At 70.9% G+C, this 18,629-nt stretch carries 17 protein-coding genes; 9 read left to right on the top strand and 8 right to left on the bottom strand.

What is annotated here, in order from left to right; genetic code table 11:
- The first annotated feature begins 149 nt into the window (after positions 1-149).
- From M2163_RS38680 to M2163_RS38665, 4 genes are read left to right on the top strand one after another with little or no spacing between them, the layout of a single operon-like run.
- The gene (locus M2163_RS38680) at positions 150-1,121 is read left to right on the top strand and encodes an ABC transporter substrate-binding protein (RefSeq protein WP_280896314.1); all 972 of its coding nucleotides are present in this window, start codon (positions 150-152) and stop codon (positions 1,119-1,121) included.
- Positions 1,118-1,891 carry an ABC transporter permease gene (locus M2163_RS38675; protein ID WP_280896313.1) on the top strand — a complete coding sequence of 258 codons (774 nt, stop codon included), beginning with the start codon at positions 1,118-1,120 and terminating at the stop codon, positions 1,889-1,891. Before M2163_RS38680 ends, M2163_RS38675 begins: the two co-directional genes overlap by 4 nt.
- Positions 1,888-2,667, top strand: a complete 780-nt coding sequence (locus M2163_RS38670; RefSeq protein ID WP_280896312.1) for an ABC transporter permease subunit — start codon at positions 1,888-1,890, stop codon at positions 2,665-2,667. The genes M2163_RS38675 and M2163_RS38670 overlap by 4 nt, the downstream gene beginning before the upstream one ends.
- 26 nt (positions 2,668-2,693) lie before the next feature.
- Positions 2,694-3,518 (top strand): ABC transporter ATP-binding protein, encoded by an 825-nt coding sequence (locus M2163_RS38665; RefSeq protein ID WP_280848263.1) that lies wholly within the window; start codon positions 2,694-2,696, stop codon positions 3,516-3,518.
- Positions 3,519-3,683: 165 nt separating this feature from the next.
- On the opposite strand, the gene M2163_RS38660 is transcribed toward M2163_RS38665, so the two are convergent.
- Entirely contained in the window at positions 3,684-4,331 is a 648-nt protein-coding gene (locus M2163_RS38660) for a hypothetical protein (RefSeq protein WP_280848264.1), read from the bottom strand.
- A gap of 224 nt (positions 4,332-4,555) precedes the next feature.
- On the opposite strand from M2163_RS38660, the gene M2163_RS38655 reads away from it, so the two are divergent.
- Entirely contained in the window at positions 4,556-5,212 is a 657-nt protein-coding gene (locus M2163_RS38655) for a helix-turn-helix transcriptional regulator (protein ID WP_280848265.1), read from the top strand.
- Between the two features lie 32 nt (positions 5,213-5,244).
- Positions 5,245-5,775, top strand: coding sequence for a toxin-antitoxin system, toxin component (locus tag M2163_RS38650; protein ID WP_280897383.1), 531 nt, complete (start codon positions 5,245-5,247; stop codon positions 5,773-5,775).
- A 14-nt stretch (positions 5,776-5,789) separates the two neighbouring features.
- Here the strand turns inward: M2163_RS38650 and M2163_RS38645 are convergent, their stop codons facing one another.
- Entirely contained in the window at positions 5,790-6,788 is a 999-nt protein-coding gene (locus M2163_RS38645; protein ID WP_280896311.1) for an alpha/beta fold hydrolase, read from the bottom strand.
- Between the two features lie 208 nt (positions 6,789-6,996).
- Between M2163_RS38645 and M2163_RS38640 the strand changes: the two genes are divergently transcribed.
- Positions 6,997-7,236 carry a hypothetical protein gene (locus M2163_RS38640; RefSeq protein ID WP_280854038.1) on the top strand — a complete coding sequence of 80 codons (240 nt, stop codon included), beginning with the start codon at positions 6,997-6,999 and terminating at the stop codon, positions 7,234-7,236.
- 26 nt (positions 7,237-7,262) lie between these two features.
- On the opposite strand, the gene M2163_RS38635 is transcribed toward M2163_RS38640, so the two are convergent.
- On the bottom strand, positions 7,263-7,943 hold the full coding sequence (locus M2163_RS38635; RefSeq protein ID WP_280848267.1) for a 4'-phosphopantetheinyl transferase superfamily protein: 681 nt from the start codon (positions 7,941-7,943) through the stop codon (positions 7,263-7,265).
- Entirely contained in the window at positions 7,940-8,800 is an 861-nt protein-coding gene (locus M2163_RS38630) for a metallophosphoesterase (RefSeq protein WP_280896310.1), read from the bottom strand. Before M2163_RS38630 ends, M2163_RS38635 begins: the two co-directional genes overlap by 4 nt.
- 263 nt (positions 8,801-9,063) lie before the next feature.
- Here M2163_RS38630 and M2163_RS38625 point away from each other — a divergent pair, with 263 nt between their 5' ends.
- Both M2163_RS38625 and M2163_RS38620 read left to right on the top strand, forming a co-directional pair.
- Positions 9,064-10,197: an ATP-grasp domain-containing protein gene (locus M2163_RS38625; RefSeq protein ID WP_280848269.1), complete on the top strand. Its 1,134-nt coding sequence runs from the start codon at positions 9,064-9,066 to the stop codon at positions 10,195-10,197.
- Between the two features lie 173 nt (positions 10,198-10,370).
- Positions 10,371-12,050: a carbohydrate binding domain-containing protein gene (locus M2163_RS38620; protein ID WP_280896309.1), complete on the top strand. Its 1,680-nt coding sequence runs from the start codon at positions 10,371-10,373 to the stop codon at positions 12,048-12,050.
- A gap of 46 nt (positions 12,051-12,096) precedes the next feature.
- Here the strand turns inward: M2163_RS38620 and M2163_RS38615 are convergent, their stop codons facing one another.
- The 4 genes from M2163_RS38615 to M2163_RS38600 form a co-directional block, all read right to left on the bottom strand.
- Entirely contained in the window at positions 12,097-13,341 is a 1,245-nt protein-coding gene (locus tag M2163_RS38615; protein WP_280897382.1) for an alpha-L-fucosidase, read from the bottom strand.
- 6 nt (positions 13,342-13,347) lie between these two features.
- A complete protein-coding gene (locus M2163_RS38610) occupies positions 13,348-16,389 on the bottom strand; it encodes a glycoside hydrolase family 38 C-terminal domain-containing protein (protein WP_280896308.1) in 3,042 nt (1,013 codons plus the stop codon).
- 76 nt (positions 16,390-16,465) lie between these two features.
- A complete protein-coding gene (locus M2163_RS38605; RefSeq protein ID WP_280848273.1) occupies positions 16,466-17,803 on the bottom strand; it encodes a 6-phospho-beta-glucosidase in 1,338 nt (445 codons plus the stop codon).
- The gene (locus tag M2163_RS38600) at positions 17,800-18,564 is read right to left on the bottom strand and encodes a DeoR/GlpR family DNA-binding transcription regulator (RefSeq protein WP_280854039.1); all 765 of its coding nucleotides are present in this window, start codon (positions 18,562-18,564) and stop codon (positions 17,800-17,802) included. The genes M2163_RS38605 and M2163_RS38600 overlap by 4 nt, the downstream gene beginning before the upstream one ends.
- Between the last annotated feature and the right edge of the window lie 65 nt (positions 18,565-18,629).

Below are 18,629 nucleotides of genomic sequence, written 5' to 3'. Positions count from 1 at the left end.
CGAGCAAATGTCAACAATATTGTCAGCCAAAGGTGTTGACCTCGTCCCGCGAGACCAATACCTTTCGCGCTGAGCACCACTGTGCGGTCTGCGCACAGCCTGTCGTGAGCACAGCCTGTCGGAACAACGAAGTCTGCACAGGAGGAGCCATGCGTCGTCTGCTCACCGCCCTCGCGGCCGGAGCATTACTGATCCCCGCGTCGGCCTGTGGTTCGTCCGGCGACTCGGGGGCCTCGGACTCGGGATCGTCGTCCGGCGGCACCACCACCGTCAAGCTCGGACTCATCCCGATCGTCGATGTCGCACCGATCTATCTGGGCCAGAAGAAGGGCTTCTACGGCAAGCACGGACTGAAGCTTCAGATATCGACCGCGTCCGGCGGCGCGGCGATCGTGCCCGGGGTCGCCAGCGGGCAGTTCCAGTTCGGATTCTCCAATGTCACCTCCCTGCTGATCGCCCAGTCCTCCGGGGTGCCGGTCAAGGCGGTCTCCAACGGCATCGCTTCAACGGGCGTCGCGGGCAAGGACTTCGCGGGCATCGCGGTGAAGAAGGACAGCGCCGTCACGTCCGCGAAGGATCTGGAGGGCAAGAAGGTCGCCATCAACACGCTCAAGAACATCAACGAGTCCGCGGTGCGCGAGTCGGTCCGCAAGGACGGCGGCGACCCGGACAAGGTGAAGTTCGTGGAGCTGGCCTTCGACCAGATGCCGGCCGCGCTCGACAGCGGCCAGGTGGACGCGGCCTGCGCGGTCGAGCCCGCCCTCGCCACCATCAAGGGCCAGGGCGGCAGGGTGATCGCCTCTCCGATGGTGGACGTGGCCGCGAACACCACGGTGGCCCTGTACTTCACCTCGACGCGGTACCAGCAGCAGCACGCCGACGTGGTGAAGAAGTTCCAGCAGGCCACCGCCGAGTCCCTCGCCTACGCCGACGCCCACCCGGACGAGGCACGCCAGATCATCACGACGTACACCAAGATCCCGGCGTCGGTCCTGGCGCAGGTGACCCTGCCGAAGTGGCCGGCCGAGCCCGACAGGGAGTCCGTCGAGGCGCTCGCGAAGCTGGGTGAGCAGGACGGGTTCTTCAAGAAGACCCCCGACGTCGACGCGCTGCTGCCGTGAGGTTGCAGAACGCGGCGCTGGGCGCCGCCGGGCTCACGGCCTTCCTCGCCCTGGGCGAGGCGGTGCCGCGGCTCGGTCTGGTCAAGGAGGAGTACTTCCCGCCGACCAGCCGGGTCGCGCGGGCGTTCGCCGGTGAACTCTCCGACGGCGCCTTCTGGACGGCGCTCGGCGACACACTCACCGGCTGGGCCCTGGGCCTGGCCATCGCCGCGTCGGCCGGGATCGTGGTCGGGGTGGTCGTCTCGGTCGTGCCGTACCTGCGTGAGGCGACGGCCTCGACGATCGAGTTCCTGCGCCCGATCCCCTCGGTCGCCCTCATCCCGCTGGCGGTCCTGCTGTACGGCAGCGAACTGCGCTCGGTACTGCTGCTCGTCGTGTACGCCGCCTTCTGGCAGGTCCTCGTCCAGACCGTCTACGGCGTCCAGGACGTCGACCCCGTCGCCGACGAGACGGCACGGTCGTACGGTCTGGGCACCTGGGCGCGGGTGAGGCACGTGCTGTGGCCCACCGCGCTGCCGTACGTGATGACCGGGGTGCGGCTGGCCGCGGCCGTCGCCCTGATCCTGGCCATCACCGGCGAACTCGTCATCGGCGCACCGGGGTTGGGCGCGCGGATCGCGGTGGCGCAGAACTCGCAGGCGGTCCCGGAGATGTACGCGCTGATCGTGGTGACCGGGCTTCTGGGGCTGCTCATCAACGTCGGCGCGCGTACCGTGGAGCGACGGGCGCTGTCCTGGCACCAGTCGGTGCGCGGGGAGGTGGCGGTGTGAAGCGGTTCGCCCTGCGGCTCGTCCTCGTGCTCGCACTGCCCGCGCTGCTCGTCGTGATCTGGTGGTTCGCCTCGGACGGCAGCACCAACGTGTTCTGGCCGCCGCTGCGCACCATCCTGAAGACCTTCCCGGACGTGTGGACCGCCGACCGGCTGCGCGACGACGTCCTGCCCAGCCTCTGGCGGCTCACGGCGGGATACGCCCTGGCGGCCGTCGTCGGGGTCGCCGTCGGCACGCTCATCGGCTCCTACCGGCGGGTGCGGGCGGTGTGCGAACCGGTCCTTGAGTTCCTGCGGGCCGTTCCCCCGCCGGTCCTGATCCCGGTCATCATGCTGTTCGCGGGCATCGGCGACACCATGAAGGTCACCGTGATCGCGAGCGGCTGCGTCTGGCCGATCCTGCTCAACACCGTCGAGGGCGTGCGCGCGGTGGACCCGGTGATGCTGGAGACGGCGCGTTCCTACGGGATCACCGGTCCCTCGCGCCTGCGTGACCTGGTGCTGCGCGCGGCGAGTCCGCAGATCTTCGCGGGCCTGCGCCAGGCACTGTCCATCGGCATCATCCTGATGGTCATCAGCGAGATGTTCGCCGCCAGCAACGGCATCGGCTTCACCGTCGTGCAGTTCCAGCGCAGTTTCGCGGTCCCCGACATGTGGACCGGGATCCTCGTCCTCGGTCTGCTCGGGTTCCTGCTCTCCGTCGTCTTCCAGCTGGTCGAGCGGCGGGTCCTCGCCTGGTACCACGGCCTGCGCGCCTCGGCCCGGCGGTCCCCGTGAGTCACCCGAACGCGAAAGGGCGGTCCATGCACGCGCTTCTTGACGTATCCGGCCTGAAGAAGGTCTACGAGGGCTCGGGGCGCCGCGTGGAGGCGGTGCGGGATCTGACCTTCACCGTGGACACGGGGGAACTGGTGTGTCTCGTGGGCCCCTCGGGCTGCGGCAAGACGACCCTGCTGAAGTGCATGGGCGGTCTGCTCACCCCGACGGCCGGCGAGGTCCGCCTGGCGGGCCGGAAGGTGAGCGGCCCCCCGCCCGGAATGGCCTTCGTCTTCCAGGAGTACGGCCGCAGCCTCTTCCCCTGGATGCGCGTCGCCGACAACGTCGAACTCCCGCTGAAGCAGAAGGACCTGAGCAGGTCACGACGCCGCGAACTGGTCGCCGACGCACTGGACTCGGTGGACCTCGCGGAGGCGGCGGGGGCGTACCCCTGGCAGCTGTCCGGCGGGATGCAGCAGCGCGTCGCGATCGCCCGCGCCCTCGCGTACGAACCCGAGGTCCTGCTGATGGACGAGCCCTTCGCGGCCGTGGACGCGCAGACCCGGGCCGACCTGGAGGATCTCGTACGACGACTGTGGCGGGAGCGGGGCATCACGATCCTGTTCGTCACCCACGACATCGACGAGGCCGTCTACCTGGGCGAACGTGTGATCGTGCTGTCCGCCTCCCCCACGGTCGTACAGGAGCAGCTGAAGGTCGACCTGCCCGACGAGCGGGACCAGTTGCACACCCGGGTGGCCCCGCGCTTCGCCGAACTGCGCACCCATGTGTACGAGCAGATCCAGGCGGCCAAGCGCGGGGTCGCACGGGACGCCGCGGTCACGACGTCCGACGCGCCTCCACTCCCCTGAGCGGCAGGCCGGCGGGGTGCGGCTGATCCCCTGCGACGGAGTGCCGCTGGCGCTGGTGGTGGCCGGGTGAGCCGGGAGGGGCGGCCCCGTGGAACGCCCTTGCTCCACGGGGACCGACGACCACTGACGAGGCGCCGTCGACGACCTGAACGCCGACGGTGCCCGTCAGGCCTGGGGGGCGGGCACCACCGTGAGGTGCGCCGCCGTGCGCCGCGCGCGCTTGCGGCCGGCCGGGCGGAGCACCAGGGTCAGTCTGGTGTAGCCCAGGTCGCGCAGGGTGCGCGGGGTCTCGTCGACGACCCGGCAGTCGGTGGCACCCCAGCGCGGGTCGGGGTGCACCAGCGGGCGTACGGAACCGTCGTGCTCCACGGCCTGTTCACCGACCGCGCGGATCCAGTGCGGCAGGCCGTGCCGGTAGGCGGCGTCCATGATCGGGTCCTGGGCGATGTCCCGGCGGATCGACTGGAGGCCGTGGTCGTGGCCGTGCCGCTCCACCGCTGCGGCGAAGTGCGCGAGCATCGGCAGGCACCAGCGGGACTCGTGCTCGCCGAGGACACTGCTCGCGTCCGGATGGAAGAGGACGAACCGAAGGAAGTTGTCGCCCGGCATGGCCGTCGGATGCGGACCCACGGCACGGAAAAGTGACGCGAAAGCGGTGTTGGCGAGGACGACGTCCCAGCGGTGGTCGAGGACGACGGACGGGAAGGGGACGGCTTCCAGGAGCGTGGCGTAGTCCTGAAGGTACGCCTGGGCTTCGAGCCCCTCGGGGACGGGCCGCAGTTCCGACCGCTGCCCACCTGCCTGATATGCCATCGGGAGGTCACCCCTCTTGCCTATGCGGCCTTCACGCGGCGCCTTGATCCTGCTTCCCCGGAGCGAGCCATGTCAACTATCGTGGCATTCGGTAGCGGTTGACGGCTGAAATTGGCCACAGTTGTGGCGAGACCTGGATGTGAGTTCGAACAACGGGCTACTCTCCGGGAAGTTCACGGCGACCGCCTGTGAGAAGTCGGGTGAGAGACGTAGGAGATCTGTCGGTGTCGGATGGCTTCGAGAGCCCGGACGACGCGGCAACGGTCGTGCTGACGGCCGTCGTCGCCCGCGTCACCGCACTCGCCGCCCGGCTCGGCGTGCCGCACGCGCAGGTCTTCGACACCGGTCGGCTGTCCGTCGCCTCCGGCGTCCCCGAACCCGTGGTCAAGGCTCTGCTGAGCGGGCGTCCCGCGGGCGAACCGGACGTCCAGGCACGGTTCCTGCAGCGGCTCGACCTGCTGCGCCGCACCCGGCTGAAGCCCAACGGCCGCAAGTACACCCAGCAGGAGATCGCCGACGGCGCCGGCATGTCCCGGCAGCAGGCGGGCGCCCTCATCAACGGCGACCGGCGCCCCACCATGGAGCACTGCGACGCCATCCAGCGGTTCTTCCGGGTGCACGCCGGATTCCTCACGGCCGAGGACCCCGAGGCACTCGCGGGCGCCCTCCAGCACACCGAGCAGGAGCTCCTGCACAAACTCGCCGACCGGGAGCGGGAGGCCGCGGCCTCCGCCCGCGATCCGCTGGAGCGGCTGCTGCAGGACCACGGCGTCCGCGGCATCGCCTGGCGGGCCGCACAGCTGCCCACCGACCAGCACCGTGACAAGGTCGCCGAGTGGCTGGACATGCTCCTGGAGAGCGTCAAGCGGCCCGAGTCCTGATCCGGGAGACAACTGTGGGCATCGGTAAGCACATGCGCCGCCTGAGCGGCGAGCTGGTGGCGGAGCTGGAACTCGACTCCCCCGCCCGGCCCGAGGACCTCTACGGCGCCCTGTGCGACGCGATGAGCAGACGCCGGGGCCGCCCGGTCCACTTCCGTACGGCACCCTTCCCGCCCGGCACCGCCAGCGGACTGTGGCTCGACATGGCCGACCAGGATCTCGTCGTGATCGAGGAACGCACCGCCCCGGACCACCAGTTGGTCATCCTCGGTCACGAGCTGTGGCACATGAACGCAGGCCACTGCTCCCACCACGTCGAGGGCGCCGCGGTCGCCGCCCGCCTCCTGCACGACGACGCCGATCTCCAGGCCACGGTCCGCAAGGTCGCCGCCCGCAGCCGCTTCGACCTCGACGACGAGCGGGAGGCGGAGAGCTTCGGCCTGCTGCTGGCCAGCAAGTGCCGCACCTGGCTCGCGGGTTCGCCGCTGCGCGGTCCGGCCCAGCGGGACCGTCTGGCGGGACGCATCGAGGTGTCGCTGGGGTACCTGGGGCCGCAGGGCTGAGAGTTCACCGGGGGTCAGGTGGCACTGCGCTCACCGGCCTCCCTCAGCTCGCTGCCCGGACCGCCCTGCCGCAGCAGCTCCCGCCAGTGCTCCCGGCTCCAGTCCGCCGGGGCCGTGCCGGCGGTGAACTCCTCGACCAGCGCGACGAACCGGGCGGGGTCGGTGTGGAACGGGAAGTGGCCCGCGCCCTCGAAGATCTCCAGCCGGCTGCCGGGCATCGCCTCGTGCGCCCCGAAGGCGTGCCGTACCGGCACCACGCTGTCGCGGTCGCCCCACAGCAGCATGGTCGGCATGCCCTCGGTGAGATAGCAGCGGTCGAGCATGGTGACGACCTGTCCGCGCCAGTCGACGACGGCGCGCAGGGTGCGGATGAAGGCGTTGCGGGAGGTCTCGTCGGGGAGGGCGTCGACGAGGTTCAGCAGGGCCGGGGCGTCCTGGCCGAGGTCGGTGTCCAGCAGCCTCATCAGGCGTACGGCGAGGCCGGTCTGGAGCCGCATGCCGGGCAGCCGCAGGGCGGACAGCATCAGGTGGGCGCCGGGCAGGGACGCCAGCCGCAGCACGGGGTTGACCTCGCGGCCCACACCGCCGGCGCTGACCAGGATGAGCCGCTCGGTGCGCTCGGGGAACTGGTAGGCGAACTGCATGGCCACTCCCCCGCCCAGCGAGTGGCCGACCAGGGTGGCCGACTCCACGCCCAGGGTGGTGAGCAGGTCACGGACGCCGTTGGCGTACGCGGCCACCGAGTAGTCGGCACGCGGCTTGTCGGAGTCGCCGTGGCCGAGCAGGTCGGGGGCGATCACGGTGTGGGTGCGGGCGAGGTCGGCGATGAGTCCGGCCCAGGTGGCCGAGGAGTCGCCGATGCCGTGGATGAGGACGAGCGGCGGGCCCTCGCCCGCCATGCGGAAGGCACGCCGGTAACCGTGCACCACGCGGTACCGCAGGTCCAGGTCTCCGTCGCCCACCGGGCGCAGCCGGACGGCGCGCACCGGGCGCCGGAGCGGGTCGTCGACCATGTGCTCGCCCTCCCGTCCTCCTGACCGCCGGGCGGCGGCCGAAAGCCCTTCCGCCCAGCGTAGGGCCGCTTTTCCCAGGGTGGTTTCGGTGAGGTTTCGCCTCCGCTAAGCGGGCGAACGATCGGGCGCGGAAGCCGGATTGTCAGTGGTGGGCGGCAAGCTGGAGACACACACCCATATGACCGACACGACTTGGGGAGAGCCGCCGATGCCCACCGCCGTACTGACCGACCGTGAGCGCACCGCCGTCCAGGCGTATCTGCGGCTGCTGCACACGGTCCGAGCCGCCTTCGACACCGCGGCAGGCCCGCCCGACACCGCCCGGCCACCGGTCGTCCCGCCGGCGGTCCTCGCCGAGGCCGAGCAGGCCCTGGCGGACGCGGGGCTCGCGGGCAACGAGGAGGCGTTCTTCAGGCTGCTGCAGAGCTGGTGCCCCGCGGAGTTCTAGTGGGGGCGCGGGGCGGTGCCGCGGGTTCAGGCGTGCGGCACCGTCACCGAGGTCGCGACCAGTCCGTCGCGGACCGTCCAGCGGCCCTCCATGACGCCGAGCCGCTCACCGCCGACCAACGGGCCGGGGACGAGGAGTTGGGCGCGCAGGGTGCCGCCGGAAGGACGTCCGGGGTCGACGAGGACGTCGATGTCGGCCTCGGTGAAGTCCAGCCACTTGCCGGTGAGCGGGAACCACGCCTTGTAGACGGACTCCTTGGCGCTGAACAGCAGCCGGTCCCAGTGGACCGCGGGGTGCGTCGCGGCGAGTTCCCGCAGCCGCAGACGCTCCTGGGGCAGGGAGACGCTCTCCAGCACCCCCTCCGGGAGCGGTCCGTGGGGTTCGGCGTCGATCCCGAGGGAGGCGAGGTCGGTGGCGCGGACCAGGGCGGCGGCGCAGTAGCCGTCGCAGTGGGTCATGCTGCCGGCCAGTCCGGCCGGCCACCGCGGGGCGCCGCGTTCCCCGGGCAGGACCGGCTGCGGCGGCACACCGAGCTTCTCCATGGCCCGGCGCGCGCAGGCCCGCACGACGGCGAACTCACGGCGGCGTTTGGGGACGGCGGGCGCGACGAGCGCGGCCTCCTCGGGATACAGCGCCGCGTTCTCCGGCTCGCCGTGGCCGTGGACCTCCACGGCCACCACCGAGTCCGGCAGGAGTTCCTCGATCACAGCGCGCCGACCTCCCCGGGCACGATCCGGCGCAGCCGTCCCGGCGGCTGCGGCCGCTTGCGCCACTCCCGCGGATAGCCCACCGACACCTCCTCGAAGCGGACTCCCTCGTGCCAGGTGGTCCGGGGGATGTGCAGGTGGCCGTAGACCATGGTCTGCACGCGGAACCTGCGGTGCCAGTCGGCGGTCAGCGTGGTGCCGCACCACATCGCGAACTCGGGGTGCCACAGGACGTCCGTCGGATGCCGGTCCAGCGGATAGTGGTTGACCAGGACGGTGGGCAGGTCGTCGGGGAGGGCGGCGAGCCTGCGTTCGGTCGCGGCGACCCGGTCCCGGCACCAGGCCTCGCGGGACGGAAAGGGGTCGGGGTGCAGCAGGAACTCGTCGCTGCACACGATGCCGGTGCCGTGCGCGTACTCCAGGCCCTGCTCCTTGGTGGTGCAGCCGGCGGGCAGGAAGGAGTAGTCGTACAGCAGGAACAGCGGGGCGACGGCGACCGGGCCGCCGGGGCCCTCCCAGAGGGGGTAGGGGTCCTCGGGGGTCAGGACGCCGAGCCCGCGGCACATCTCGACGAGGTGCTCGTAGCGGGCGGCGCCGCGCAGGGTGACGGTGTCCTTGGGGTGGGTCCACAGTTCGTGGTTGCCGGGGACCCAGACCACCTGGCGGAAGCGGCCGGCGAGGGTCTTCAGGGCCCAGCGCACGTCCTCGACGGTCTCGGCGACGTCACCGGCCACCAGGAGCCAGTCGTCGTCGGTGCCGGGGCGCATCCGCTCGACGAGGGAGCGGTTCTCGGGGTAGCCGATGTGCAGGTCGCTCACGGCCAGAAGCTGTGCCGCGCCACCGGCCGTAGACGCCACTTCCCGCCCCCTCCGAGCACCCGAGTGGGACCACGAGAACACATTTGTTTTCCCGGTACAAGAGTGGACCCGGGCGGCGGCCCTTCATGATCGGGAAATCCGTAACACGGGTGTTGCACGCGTGGCCCCTTGAAAGCCGTATGATCGCCCCAACACCACCGCAGAAAATTCCCTTCGCAAGGGGCGGTTTGGTGTCCCTCCAACCACCCTGCCCGGGCACGGGCCCGCTTCGCCCTGCCCGAAAACCCCGAAAGGCGGCCTGAATGCACTCTCGCGTACGCGTCTGGCTCAACCGCACGTACGCGGAGAACGTGTTCTTCATGGATCAGCTGCGGCGAAATCCCAGCGACAGAGCCGTCGAGATCCATGCGACGCACGGGGACCCCGACTCGCCCGTGCTGGCCGCCGCCGACACCGCCGAGCTGGAGCCGGAGGGGCTGTCGCCCGCCGCCTACGTCGAGTTCGCCCTCGACCAGTGCCGCAAGCGGGGCATCGACGTGTTCGTGCCCCGGCTGCACCAGGCGGCGATCGTCGCCCACCGCGCCGAGTTCGCCGCGGCCGGTACGGCGCTGCTGGCCCCGCCGCCCGAGGCCGTCGCCGTCTTCCACGACAAGGTGATCGCCTACGAGGCGGTCCAGTCGGTGGGTGTGCCGGTGCCGCCGTGGTGGCGGGTGCGCACGGCGGACGAACTGGTCGCGGCCGTGGAGGCGCTGGAGGCCGACGGCCACAAGGCGTGCTTCAAGCCCGCGTCCGGCGCGGGCGGGGTGGGCTTCCGTGTCATCACGCGCGCCCCCTTCTCGCTCGCGCAGCTCAACGGCTTCCCCAGCCCGTACGTCTCGCTCGACATGGTCGTCGGGGCGCTCGCGGAGTCCGACGAGCAGGTGGACTGGCTGGTCATGCCGCGGCTGGAGCAGCCGGAGGTGTCCGTGGACACCCTCACCGGGCCCGACAACCGGGTGCGGCTGGCGATCGGCCGCACGAAGAACGGGCGGCGTCGCGGCTTCACGCGGCACGAGCAGTGGCTGGAGCCGGCGCGGCTGATCGCCGAGGGGTTCGGGCTGCACTACCTGGCCAACGTCCAGTTCCGGATGTTCGGTGACCGGCCCGTCCTGATGGACGTGAACACGCGCCCGGCGGGCGGTCTGCACCAGCTGTCGCTCTGCGGGGTCAACGTGCCGTGGGCGGCCGTGCAGTTGGCACTGGGTGAGGACCCCGGGGTGATCGAGCCGCCGTTCCTGGGACAGGACTACACGGTGGTGTCGGGGCCGAGGCAGTTGCGGCCGGTGTCGATTCCGGCTCAGCGGGCCGAGGTGCCGGAGCTGTTGCCCGCTGTGCCGGCGCCGGCGGCCGCGGAGCCTGTCGCCGTCGAGGCTGCGGGGCAGGTACTGCCGCTTTAGGTTGTCTGCCGGGTGCGGGTGGATTGTGGCTGGTCGCGCAGTTCCCCGCGCCCCTGAGTAGGTTCCAGTTCCCGTCCGCTGTCTTGACAGGGTCATTGGTCCATACCAACTTGGTTGCGCACCCCTGCACCTTTCTGCACTCCCGAACACCCCCATTTCTTCAGGGAGATCGCGTGCGCAACCCACTCAGACGTTCCAGAGTCCTCGCTCTGCTCGGCTCGGCCGCCCTCGCGCTCGCCGGAGCCATCGCCCTTCCCCAGACGGCCCAGGCCGCCAACGTCCTGACGAACCCGGGCTTCGAATCGGGGAGCCTCTCCCCCTGGACCTGCACCGGCAACCTCGGTTCGGTCGTCTCCTCTCCCGTGCACGGGGGCTCCAAGGCCCTTCAGGGCGCGGTGAGTTCGAGCGACAACGCCCAGTGCAGCCAGACCGTCGCCGTCCAGCCCAACACCACGTACAGCCTGAGCGGCTGGGTGCGCGGGTCCTACGTCTACCTCGGTGTGAACGGCGGCGCTTCCACCTGGACGACCTCCCCGTCGGCCTACAGCCAGCTGACCGTCTCCTTCACCACCGGCGCCTCGCAGACCAGCGCGCAGATCTACGTCCACGGCTGGTACGCCCAGGGCAGCTACTACGCCGACGACATCAGCCTCGACGGCCCCGGCGGTGGCGGTGGCTCCGACACCCAGGCACCGACCGCGCCGACCGGGCTGACCTCCACCGGCAAGACCTCGTCGAGCGTGTCGCTGAAGTGGAACGCCTCGAGGGACAACGTCGGGGTGACGGCGTACGACGTCTACAGCGGCTCGAACAACGTCCTCAGCGTCTCCGGTACCTCCGCCACCGTCAGCGGGCTCTCGCCCAGCACGGCGTACACCTTCACCGTCAAGGCACGCGACGCGGCCGGGAACACCTCCGGGGCGTCCAACTCCGTGAGCGTGACGACCGACGCGGGCGGCGGTGGCGGCACCGGCTTCAAGCAGGCGGCGCCCTATCTGTACGAGGGCTGGGGCGATCCGCCGAGCCCGGCCACGGTGATGAGCGCGACCGGGGTCAAGTGGTTCACGATGGCGTTCATGCTGGACTCCGGCGGCTGCAACCCCGCGTGGGACAGCACCCGGCCGCTGACCGGCGGTGTCGACCAGACCGCCATCAACCAGATCCGTGCCGCCGGCGGTGACATCGTGCCGTCGTTCGGCGGCTGGCAGGGCAGCAAGCTCGGCGCCAACTGCTCCTCGGCGAGCGCCCTCGCGGCCGCCCTCCAGAAGGTGATCGACGCCTACTCGCTCAAGGCGATCGACATGGACATCGAGAACACCGACGAGTTCGAGAACGAGGCCGTGCAGGCGAGGATCCTGACCGCGCTGAAGACGGTCAAGGCCAACAACCCCGGTCTGAAGACCATCGTCACCTTCGGCACCTCGACCACCGGCCCCACCTACTACGGCAACCGGCTCATCGAGCAGGCGCAGTCGCTCGGCGCGAACATCGACGTGTTCACCATCATGCCGTTCGACTTCGGCGGCGGCTCCGACATGTACGGCAACACCGTGAACGCCACGGAGGGGCTGAAGGCCAAGCTGAAGTCCACCTTCGGCTGGGACGACGCCACCGCGTACTCCCACATCGGCATCTCCGGCATGAACGGGCTCTCCGACCAGCAGGAGAACACGACCCCGGCGATCTGGACCCAGATCCGGGACTGGGCGAACGCGCATCACATCGCCCGGCTCGCGTTCTGGTCGGTCAACCGCGACCGGCCCTGCCCGGGTGGTGGCGTGGTGAGCAACTGCTCCGGGATCAGCCAGAGCAACTGGCAGTTCACCTCGATCACGGCCGGCTTCACCGGCTGAGCGCACGGTGCCTGCCGGCCGGCGGCCGGCAGGCACCGTCACGCCGTCAGGACCGGCCCGAACCGCGGTACAGCTCCAGCTCGCCGTCCAGCTCGACCTTGAGGACCGTGGCGTACGGGTCGAGGTCCGCCGCGGACGGTGGGTCGATCCACACGATGCCCACGGCGTCGTGGAGTCCGCCGACCATGCGGTGGCCGAGTTCCGTGCCGGTGCCGAGGACGGTGACCTTGCGGACCGGGGTGACCAGTCCGCGCAGCCCGATCTCGGCGCGCGGCGCGTCGAAGAGGACCAGGTACAGCGTCCGGCCGTCCGCGGAGAGGGTGCTGGGACCGTAGTGGTGCCCGGCGGGCAGTCCGCGCCGGGTGCCGTACACCGCCTCGGAGTGCTTCCCGATCCACTCCCCCAGCCCTTCGAGCCGTTCGACCTGCGGCTGCGGGATGGTCCCGTCCTCCATCGGGCCGACGTCGAGGAGCAGGTTGCCGCCCCCACCGATGGTCTCGGTGAAGTAGCGGATCAACTGGGCGAGCGACTTGTGGTTGTGGTCCTGGTGCTGGTAGCCCCACGAGTCGTTGATCGTCAGGCACAACTCCCAGGGGCCGTCCGGCGGTTCGATGGGAGCACCCTGTTCGGGGGTGGCGTAGTCGCCCTCGGAGAGCATGCGCGCGTTGAAGACGACGTCCGGCACGTACGTCCTGACGAGCGCGGCGAGTTCGGGGATGCGCCACTGCTCCTCGCTGCGTTCCCATTCGCCGTCGAACCACATCAGGTCGGGCCGGTAACGGGAGGCCAGCTCGCGGACCTGGCCGTCCCGGTAGGCGATGAACCGTTCCCAGGCCGCCAGGTCCTCGTCCTCGGCGGCCACCTCGGAGTAGCGGTTGTCCTCCTGCTCCGGCGGGCGGCCCGGCTTGCGCGTGGAGGCGTAGTCGGGGTGGTTCCAGTCGGAGTGCGAGTAGTAGAGGCCGACCTTCAGGCCCTTCTCCCGCAGGGCCTCGGCGTAGGGCCCGACGTAGTCCTTGCCGAGGTTGAGATCGCCGTACCCGGTGTCCCACAGGGCCACGCCGTCGTGGTGGCGGCTCGTCAGCACCGCGTACCTGGCGCCGGCCCGCTCGAACAGGTCGGCCCACTCACGCGGGTCGTACTTGGCGCCCGTGAAGCGCTCCAGCTGGGACATGTACTGGTCGTGCGGGACGATGTCGTCGTAGAACGACCAGGACTCCTGGACGCCGTCGACGGCGTAGATGCCCCAGTGGACGAAGATCCCCAACTTGGCGTCGGTGAACCAGGGTTGCAGCACGGGTCAGCCCCTCCGCAGCCGCAGGGTGAGCACCTGGAAGGGGCGCAGCGAGACCGCCACCGCGCCGTCCTCGACGGGAGCGTCCTCCAGCGGGCGCTCCAGCAGGTCGGTGACCTGGGCGCCGGCGAGCGGGAACCCGGTGCGCAGCACGCCCCGGGCGCGGCCGCCGCCGGACTCGTAGAGGCGGACCACCATGTCGCCGGAGGTGTCGTCGGCGAGCTTGACGGCCTCCACGGTCACGTTCTCGCCGTCGACCGAGACGACCGGCCCGGGGGCACCGGCCGCGTCCGCCACCCGCAGGGGCAGGTTGAGGGAGTAGCCCTCGGCGACGGTGTCCTCGATGCTCGCGCCGGGCAGCAGCGCGTAGGTGAAGCGGTGCCTGCCCTGGTCGGCCTCCGGGTCCGGGATGCGCGGGGCGCGGACCAGGCTGAGCCGGACCGTGGTCGTCGTACCGCCGTCCTCACGGACCGTGCGGGAGACGTCGTGGCCGTAGGTGGAGTCGTTGAGGACCGCGACGCCGTAGCCGGGTTCGCCGACGTGCACCCAGCGGTGGCCGGAGACCTCGAAACGGGCCGCCTCCCAGCTGGTGTTGGTGTGCGTGGGCCGCTGGACGTGGCCGAACTGGATCTCCGCGGAGGAGTGCGCGGCCCGGACGTCCACCGGGAAGGCCGCCTTGAGGATCTTCTCGGCCTCGTGCCAGTCGATGTCGGTCTCGAAGTCGACGCGGGGGCTGTCGGCGCGCAGGGTGATGGTCTGGGTGATCGTCGAGCCCTTGCCGAAGGCGCGGGTCACACGGATCGCGCCGAGCAGCGGGTCGTCCGAGACGAGCTCCACCGACGTGGGCTCCAGGAGGTCCGTGTAGCGGTTGTTGTAGTGCTTGTCGATGTCCCAGGCGTCCCAGTAGTTCGGGAGGTCGGTGTGCAGGCGGAGCAGGTTGCCCTTGTCGCCGAGGACTTCGCGCCCGGCCCGCAGGTCGTACACGGACGACAGGGTGCCGTCCTCGGCCACCTCGACGCGCACCAGTCCGTTGTCGAGGACCCGGCCCTCGGCCTTCACGGGCCGGTCGGGTTCGGCGTCCGCCAGCGGCGCGCTGCCGTTCGCGGGTGCCCGCACGAACGCGAGGGAGCCCGCGGAGGTACGGACCACCTCGGCCCGGTCGAACGGGCTGGTGTTGAAGACCCGGGTGCCGCCGGCGCCCAGCGCGGCCACGGCTTCGGCGGTCAGCGCCTCCAACTCCTCGGCCACCCGGGCGTATTCGGCCTCCGCCTCACGGTGCACCCAGGCGATCGAGGAGCCGGGCAGGATGTCGTGGAACTGGTGCAGCAGGACCGTCTTCCACAGCCGGTCGAGCTTCTCGTACGGGTAGGAGTAGCCCGGCGCGTGCAGCGCGGCCGTCGTCGCCCACAGCTCGGCCTCGCGCAGCTTGTGCTCGGAGCGGCGGTTGCCCTGCTTGGTGCGGGCCTGCGAGGTGTAGGTGGCGCGGTGCAGCTCCAGGTAGAGCTCGCCGACCCAGACCGGGGCGTCGGGGTACTCCTCGCGGGCCTTGGCGAAGAAGTCGTCGGGGTGCTCGACGACGACCTTCGGGGAGCCCTCCAGGTTCGCCAGGCGCCGGGCCCGCTCCATGATCTCGCGGGTGGGGCCGCCACCGCCGTCGCCCCAGCCGAAGGGGGCCAGCGAGCGCTGCCCGCCGCCCTTCTCCGCGTAGTTGCGGACCGCGCGGTCCATCTCCTCGCCGCTGAAGCGGGCGTTGTAGGTGTCGACGGGCGGGAAGTGGGTGAAGATGCGGGTGCCGTCGATGCCCTCCCACCAGAAGGTGTGGTGGGGGAACTTGTTGGTCTGGTTCCAGGAGATCTTCTGGGTGAGGAACCAGTCGTTGCCGGCCAGCTTGGCGAGCTGCGGGTAGGCGGCGGTGTAGCCGAAGGAGTCCGGCAGCCACACGCCCTTGGTCTCGATGCCGAAGTGCTCGATGAAGAACCGCTTGCCGTGGACGAGCTGGCGGGCGATGGCCTCGCCGCCGGGCAGGTTGCCGTCGGCCTCGACCCACATGCCGCCGACCGGCGCCCACTGGCCCTTCTTCACGGAGTCCTGGATGCGGGCCCACACGTGCGGGTAGTTGTCGCGCACCCACTCGTACTGCTGGGCCTGGGAGCAGGCGAAGATGAAGTCGTCGTACTCGTCGGCGAGCGCGGTGACGTTGGAGAAGGTGCGGGACGTCTTGCGCTTGGTCTCCCGGATGGGCCACAGCCACGCCGAGTCGATGTGGGCGTGGCCGACACCGGAGATCGTGTGGGCGCTCGCGTGCGCGGGCTTGGCCAGCACCGGCGCGAGGACCTCGCGGACGGCGGCCGCGCTGCCGGCGACGTCGTCCAGGTCGAGGGCGTCCATGGCCCGGTCCAGGGCGTGCAGGATCTCGTGGCGGCGGGGCTCGTGCTCGGGGAGGTGGACCATGAGCTCGCGCAGGACCTGGAGGTCCAGGTCGAGGTGGAAGACCTCCTCGTCGAGGATCGCGAGGTCGGCGCGCTGGAAGGTGTAGAGCGGCGCGGAGCCGGCCGTGAGCTTGTCGCCCATCGGCGTGACCCGGGAGAAGTTGTCCTTGAGGATGTCCGGGTTGGAGGCGGCCTCGACCAGGTAGTCGATCTGCTCGCCGCCGGTCGCCGGGTTGGCGACGGGGACGTACTGGTTGAGCGGGTTGACGGCCTTCAGGGGGCGGCCGTCGGGCAGGTGGACCAGGGCCTCGGCCTGGTTGCCGGGCCAGTCGCCGACGAAGCCGAGGTCGATGACGGCCTCGACGCGCCGTCCGGCCCACTCGGCGGGCACCTGGCCGCGCATCCGGAACCAGGTGGTGCCCCAGGGCGGGCCCCACGGGGTGTTCATCGCGAAGGGCGTGTAGCGGGCGGCCGCGGCCTCCTCGAAGGAGACCGGCTCGCCGGGCGCCTGCCAGGCCTCCACCTCGAAGGGGACCGTGGCCGCGTGGATCGCGGGCTTGATGCGCTGGTCGTGGGCGCGCTGGACGCGCTCCTCGATGCGGCGGCGTTCGTCGTGCATGAAGGGTCTCCAGGGAGGGAGAGGGCGAGCTGGTACGGCCGGAAAGCGAGGAGAAAGCGCTTTCCAAACAAGGACGCTACTTAAGGTACGCGAGCCCCGGATGGACCGAGGTGTAGCCCTCGACCAGCTTGCGGGCGACATTGACGGAGTCGACCAGCGGGTGCAGCGCGAAGGCCTTCACCGCGGTCGCGCGCGAGGCGGACTCGGCGGCCGCCAGCACCTCCCGCTCGACCGCCTTGACCGAGCAGACCAGACCGGTGGCGTGGTCGGGCAGCGGGGCGACGGAGACGGGGTGGGCGCCGTTGGCGTCGACGAGGCAGGGCACCTCGATGACGGCGTCGCGGTCGAGCACGGAGAGCGTGCCCTGGTTGCGGACGTTGAGGATCAGGGTGGTGCGCTCGTCGCGCGCGATGGCCCGCATCAGGGCGAGGGCGACCTTCTCGTAGCCGCCGGAGAGGTCGTCGGCGTCGCGTTCGCCGGCGCCGGCCGTCTCCCGGTTCTCGGACATGTAGGTCGCCTCGCGCTCGGCGCGGGTGCGGTCCCAGACGTCCAGCGCCTTCACCCCGGGGGCGCCGACCTCGTCGTAGAACCGGGCCTGCTGGTCGGCGAGGAAGGCGCCGCGGGTCTTCTCGGCCTGCTGGTAGGCGCGGACGGCCTCGCGGTTGAAGTAGTAGTAGTGCAGGTACTCGTTGGGGATCGCGCCCAGCGACCGCAGCCAGTCGACGCCGAAGAGCTTGCCCTCCTCGAAGGAGCCCAGCAGGTCGGGGTCGGCGAGCAGCCGGGGCAGCTCGTCCCGGCCGGCGATCTTCAGGCCGCGGACCCAGCCGAGGTGGTTGAGGCCGACGTAGTCGATCCACGCCTCGTTCGGGTCGGCGCCGAGCACGCGCGCGATACGGCGGCCGAGGCCGACCGGGGAGTCGCAGATGCCGATGACGCGGTCGCCGAGGTGGCGGGACATGGCCTCGGTGACCAGGCCCGCGGGGTTGGTGAAGTTGATGACCCAGGCGTCGGGAGCGAGCCGGGCGACCCGGCGGGCGATGTCCACGGCCACGGGGACCGTGCGCAGGCCGTAGGCGATGCCGCCCGCGCCGACCGTCTCCTGGCCGAGGACGCCTTCCGCGAGGGCCACCCGCTCGTCGTCGGCACGGCCCTCCAGGCCGCCGACGCGGATCGCCGAGAACACGAAGTCGGTGCCGCGCAGGGCCTCGTCCAGGTCGGTCGTGGCGCTCACCCGGGGGGCGTCCTCGACCCGGGCGGCCTGCTCGGCGAGGACCCGGGTCACCGCGGACAGCCGGCCGGCGTCCAGGTCGTGCAGCACGACCTCGGTGACCCTGCCCTCGCCGCGGTCGCCCAGGAGGGCGCCGTACACGAGCGGTACGCGGAACCCGCCGCCGCCCAGAATGGTCAGCTTCACTCTTGCACCTTTCCTGTCTCGACCACCTCGACGCCCGCCTCCTCCAGCGAGGAGCGGGTCACCGGGTCGGCCGGGGCGTTCGTGACCACCACGTCCAGCTCCTCGGGACCGCAGACCCTCGCCATGCCCGTCCCCGGGAACTTGGCGGTGTCGGCGAGCAGGACGACCTTGTCACTGGCCTTGATCATGGCTCGCTTCACCGGCACCTCGACGACCGTCGTATCCATCACCTGCCCGCCCGGGCGCACTCCACTGGTACCGAGGAAGAGCCAGTCGGCGTGCAGCTGGCGCAGGTTGTCCTCGGTGAGGAAGCCGACCAGGGAGCGGTACTCGCGGCGGAGCATGCCGCCGAGCAGCACCAGTTCGATGCCCTCGTCGTCGGCGAGCTCCTCGTAGACCACCAGATTGCTGGTGATCACCGTGAGGCGGCGGCCGTGCAGCTGGCGGGCCAGCCGGTAGGCGGTGGTGCCGATGTCGAGCAGCACCGACTGGCCGTCGGCGACCATGGCGGCGGCCCGCTCGGCTATGGCGTCCTTCTCGGCCACGCGCACCTCGGCGACCTCGGCGAAGGGCTGGTCGCCCTCCTCCACGACGGCGCCGCCGTGGACCCGCGTGAGCAGCCCGTCCTCCTCGAGTCTGACCAGGTCGCGCCTGATCGTGGCGGGGCTCACACCCAGCTGTTCGGAGAGATCGGTCACGGACGCGGGGCCGCCGGAGCGCAGGGCCCGCAGGATGAGTTGATGTCGTCGTTCTGCCAGCACGGCGTGAACACTACTCGTCATCTTCAATCAAATCCATGCTCAGTTCTGCTCGGGTATTGACCAAT

This window comes from Streptomyces sp. SAI-135 (assembly GCF_029893805.1).
Classification (GTDB): domain Bacteria; phylum Actinomycetota; class Actinomycetes; order Streptomycetales; family Streptomycetaceae; genus Streptomyces.
Note: the sequence above shows the minus strand (reverse complement) of the source record. Positions and strands in the feature narration are given on the sequence as shown.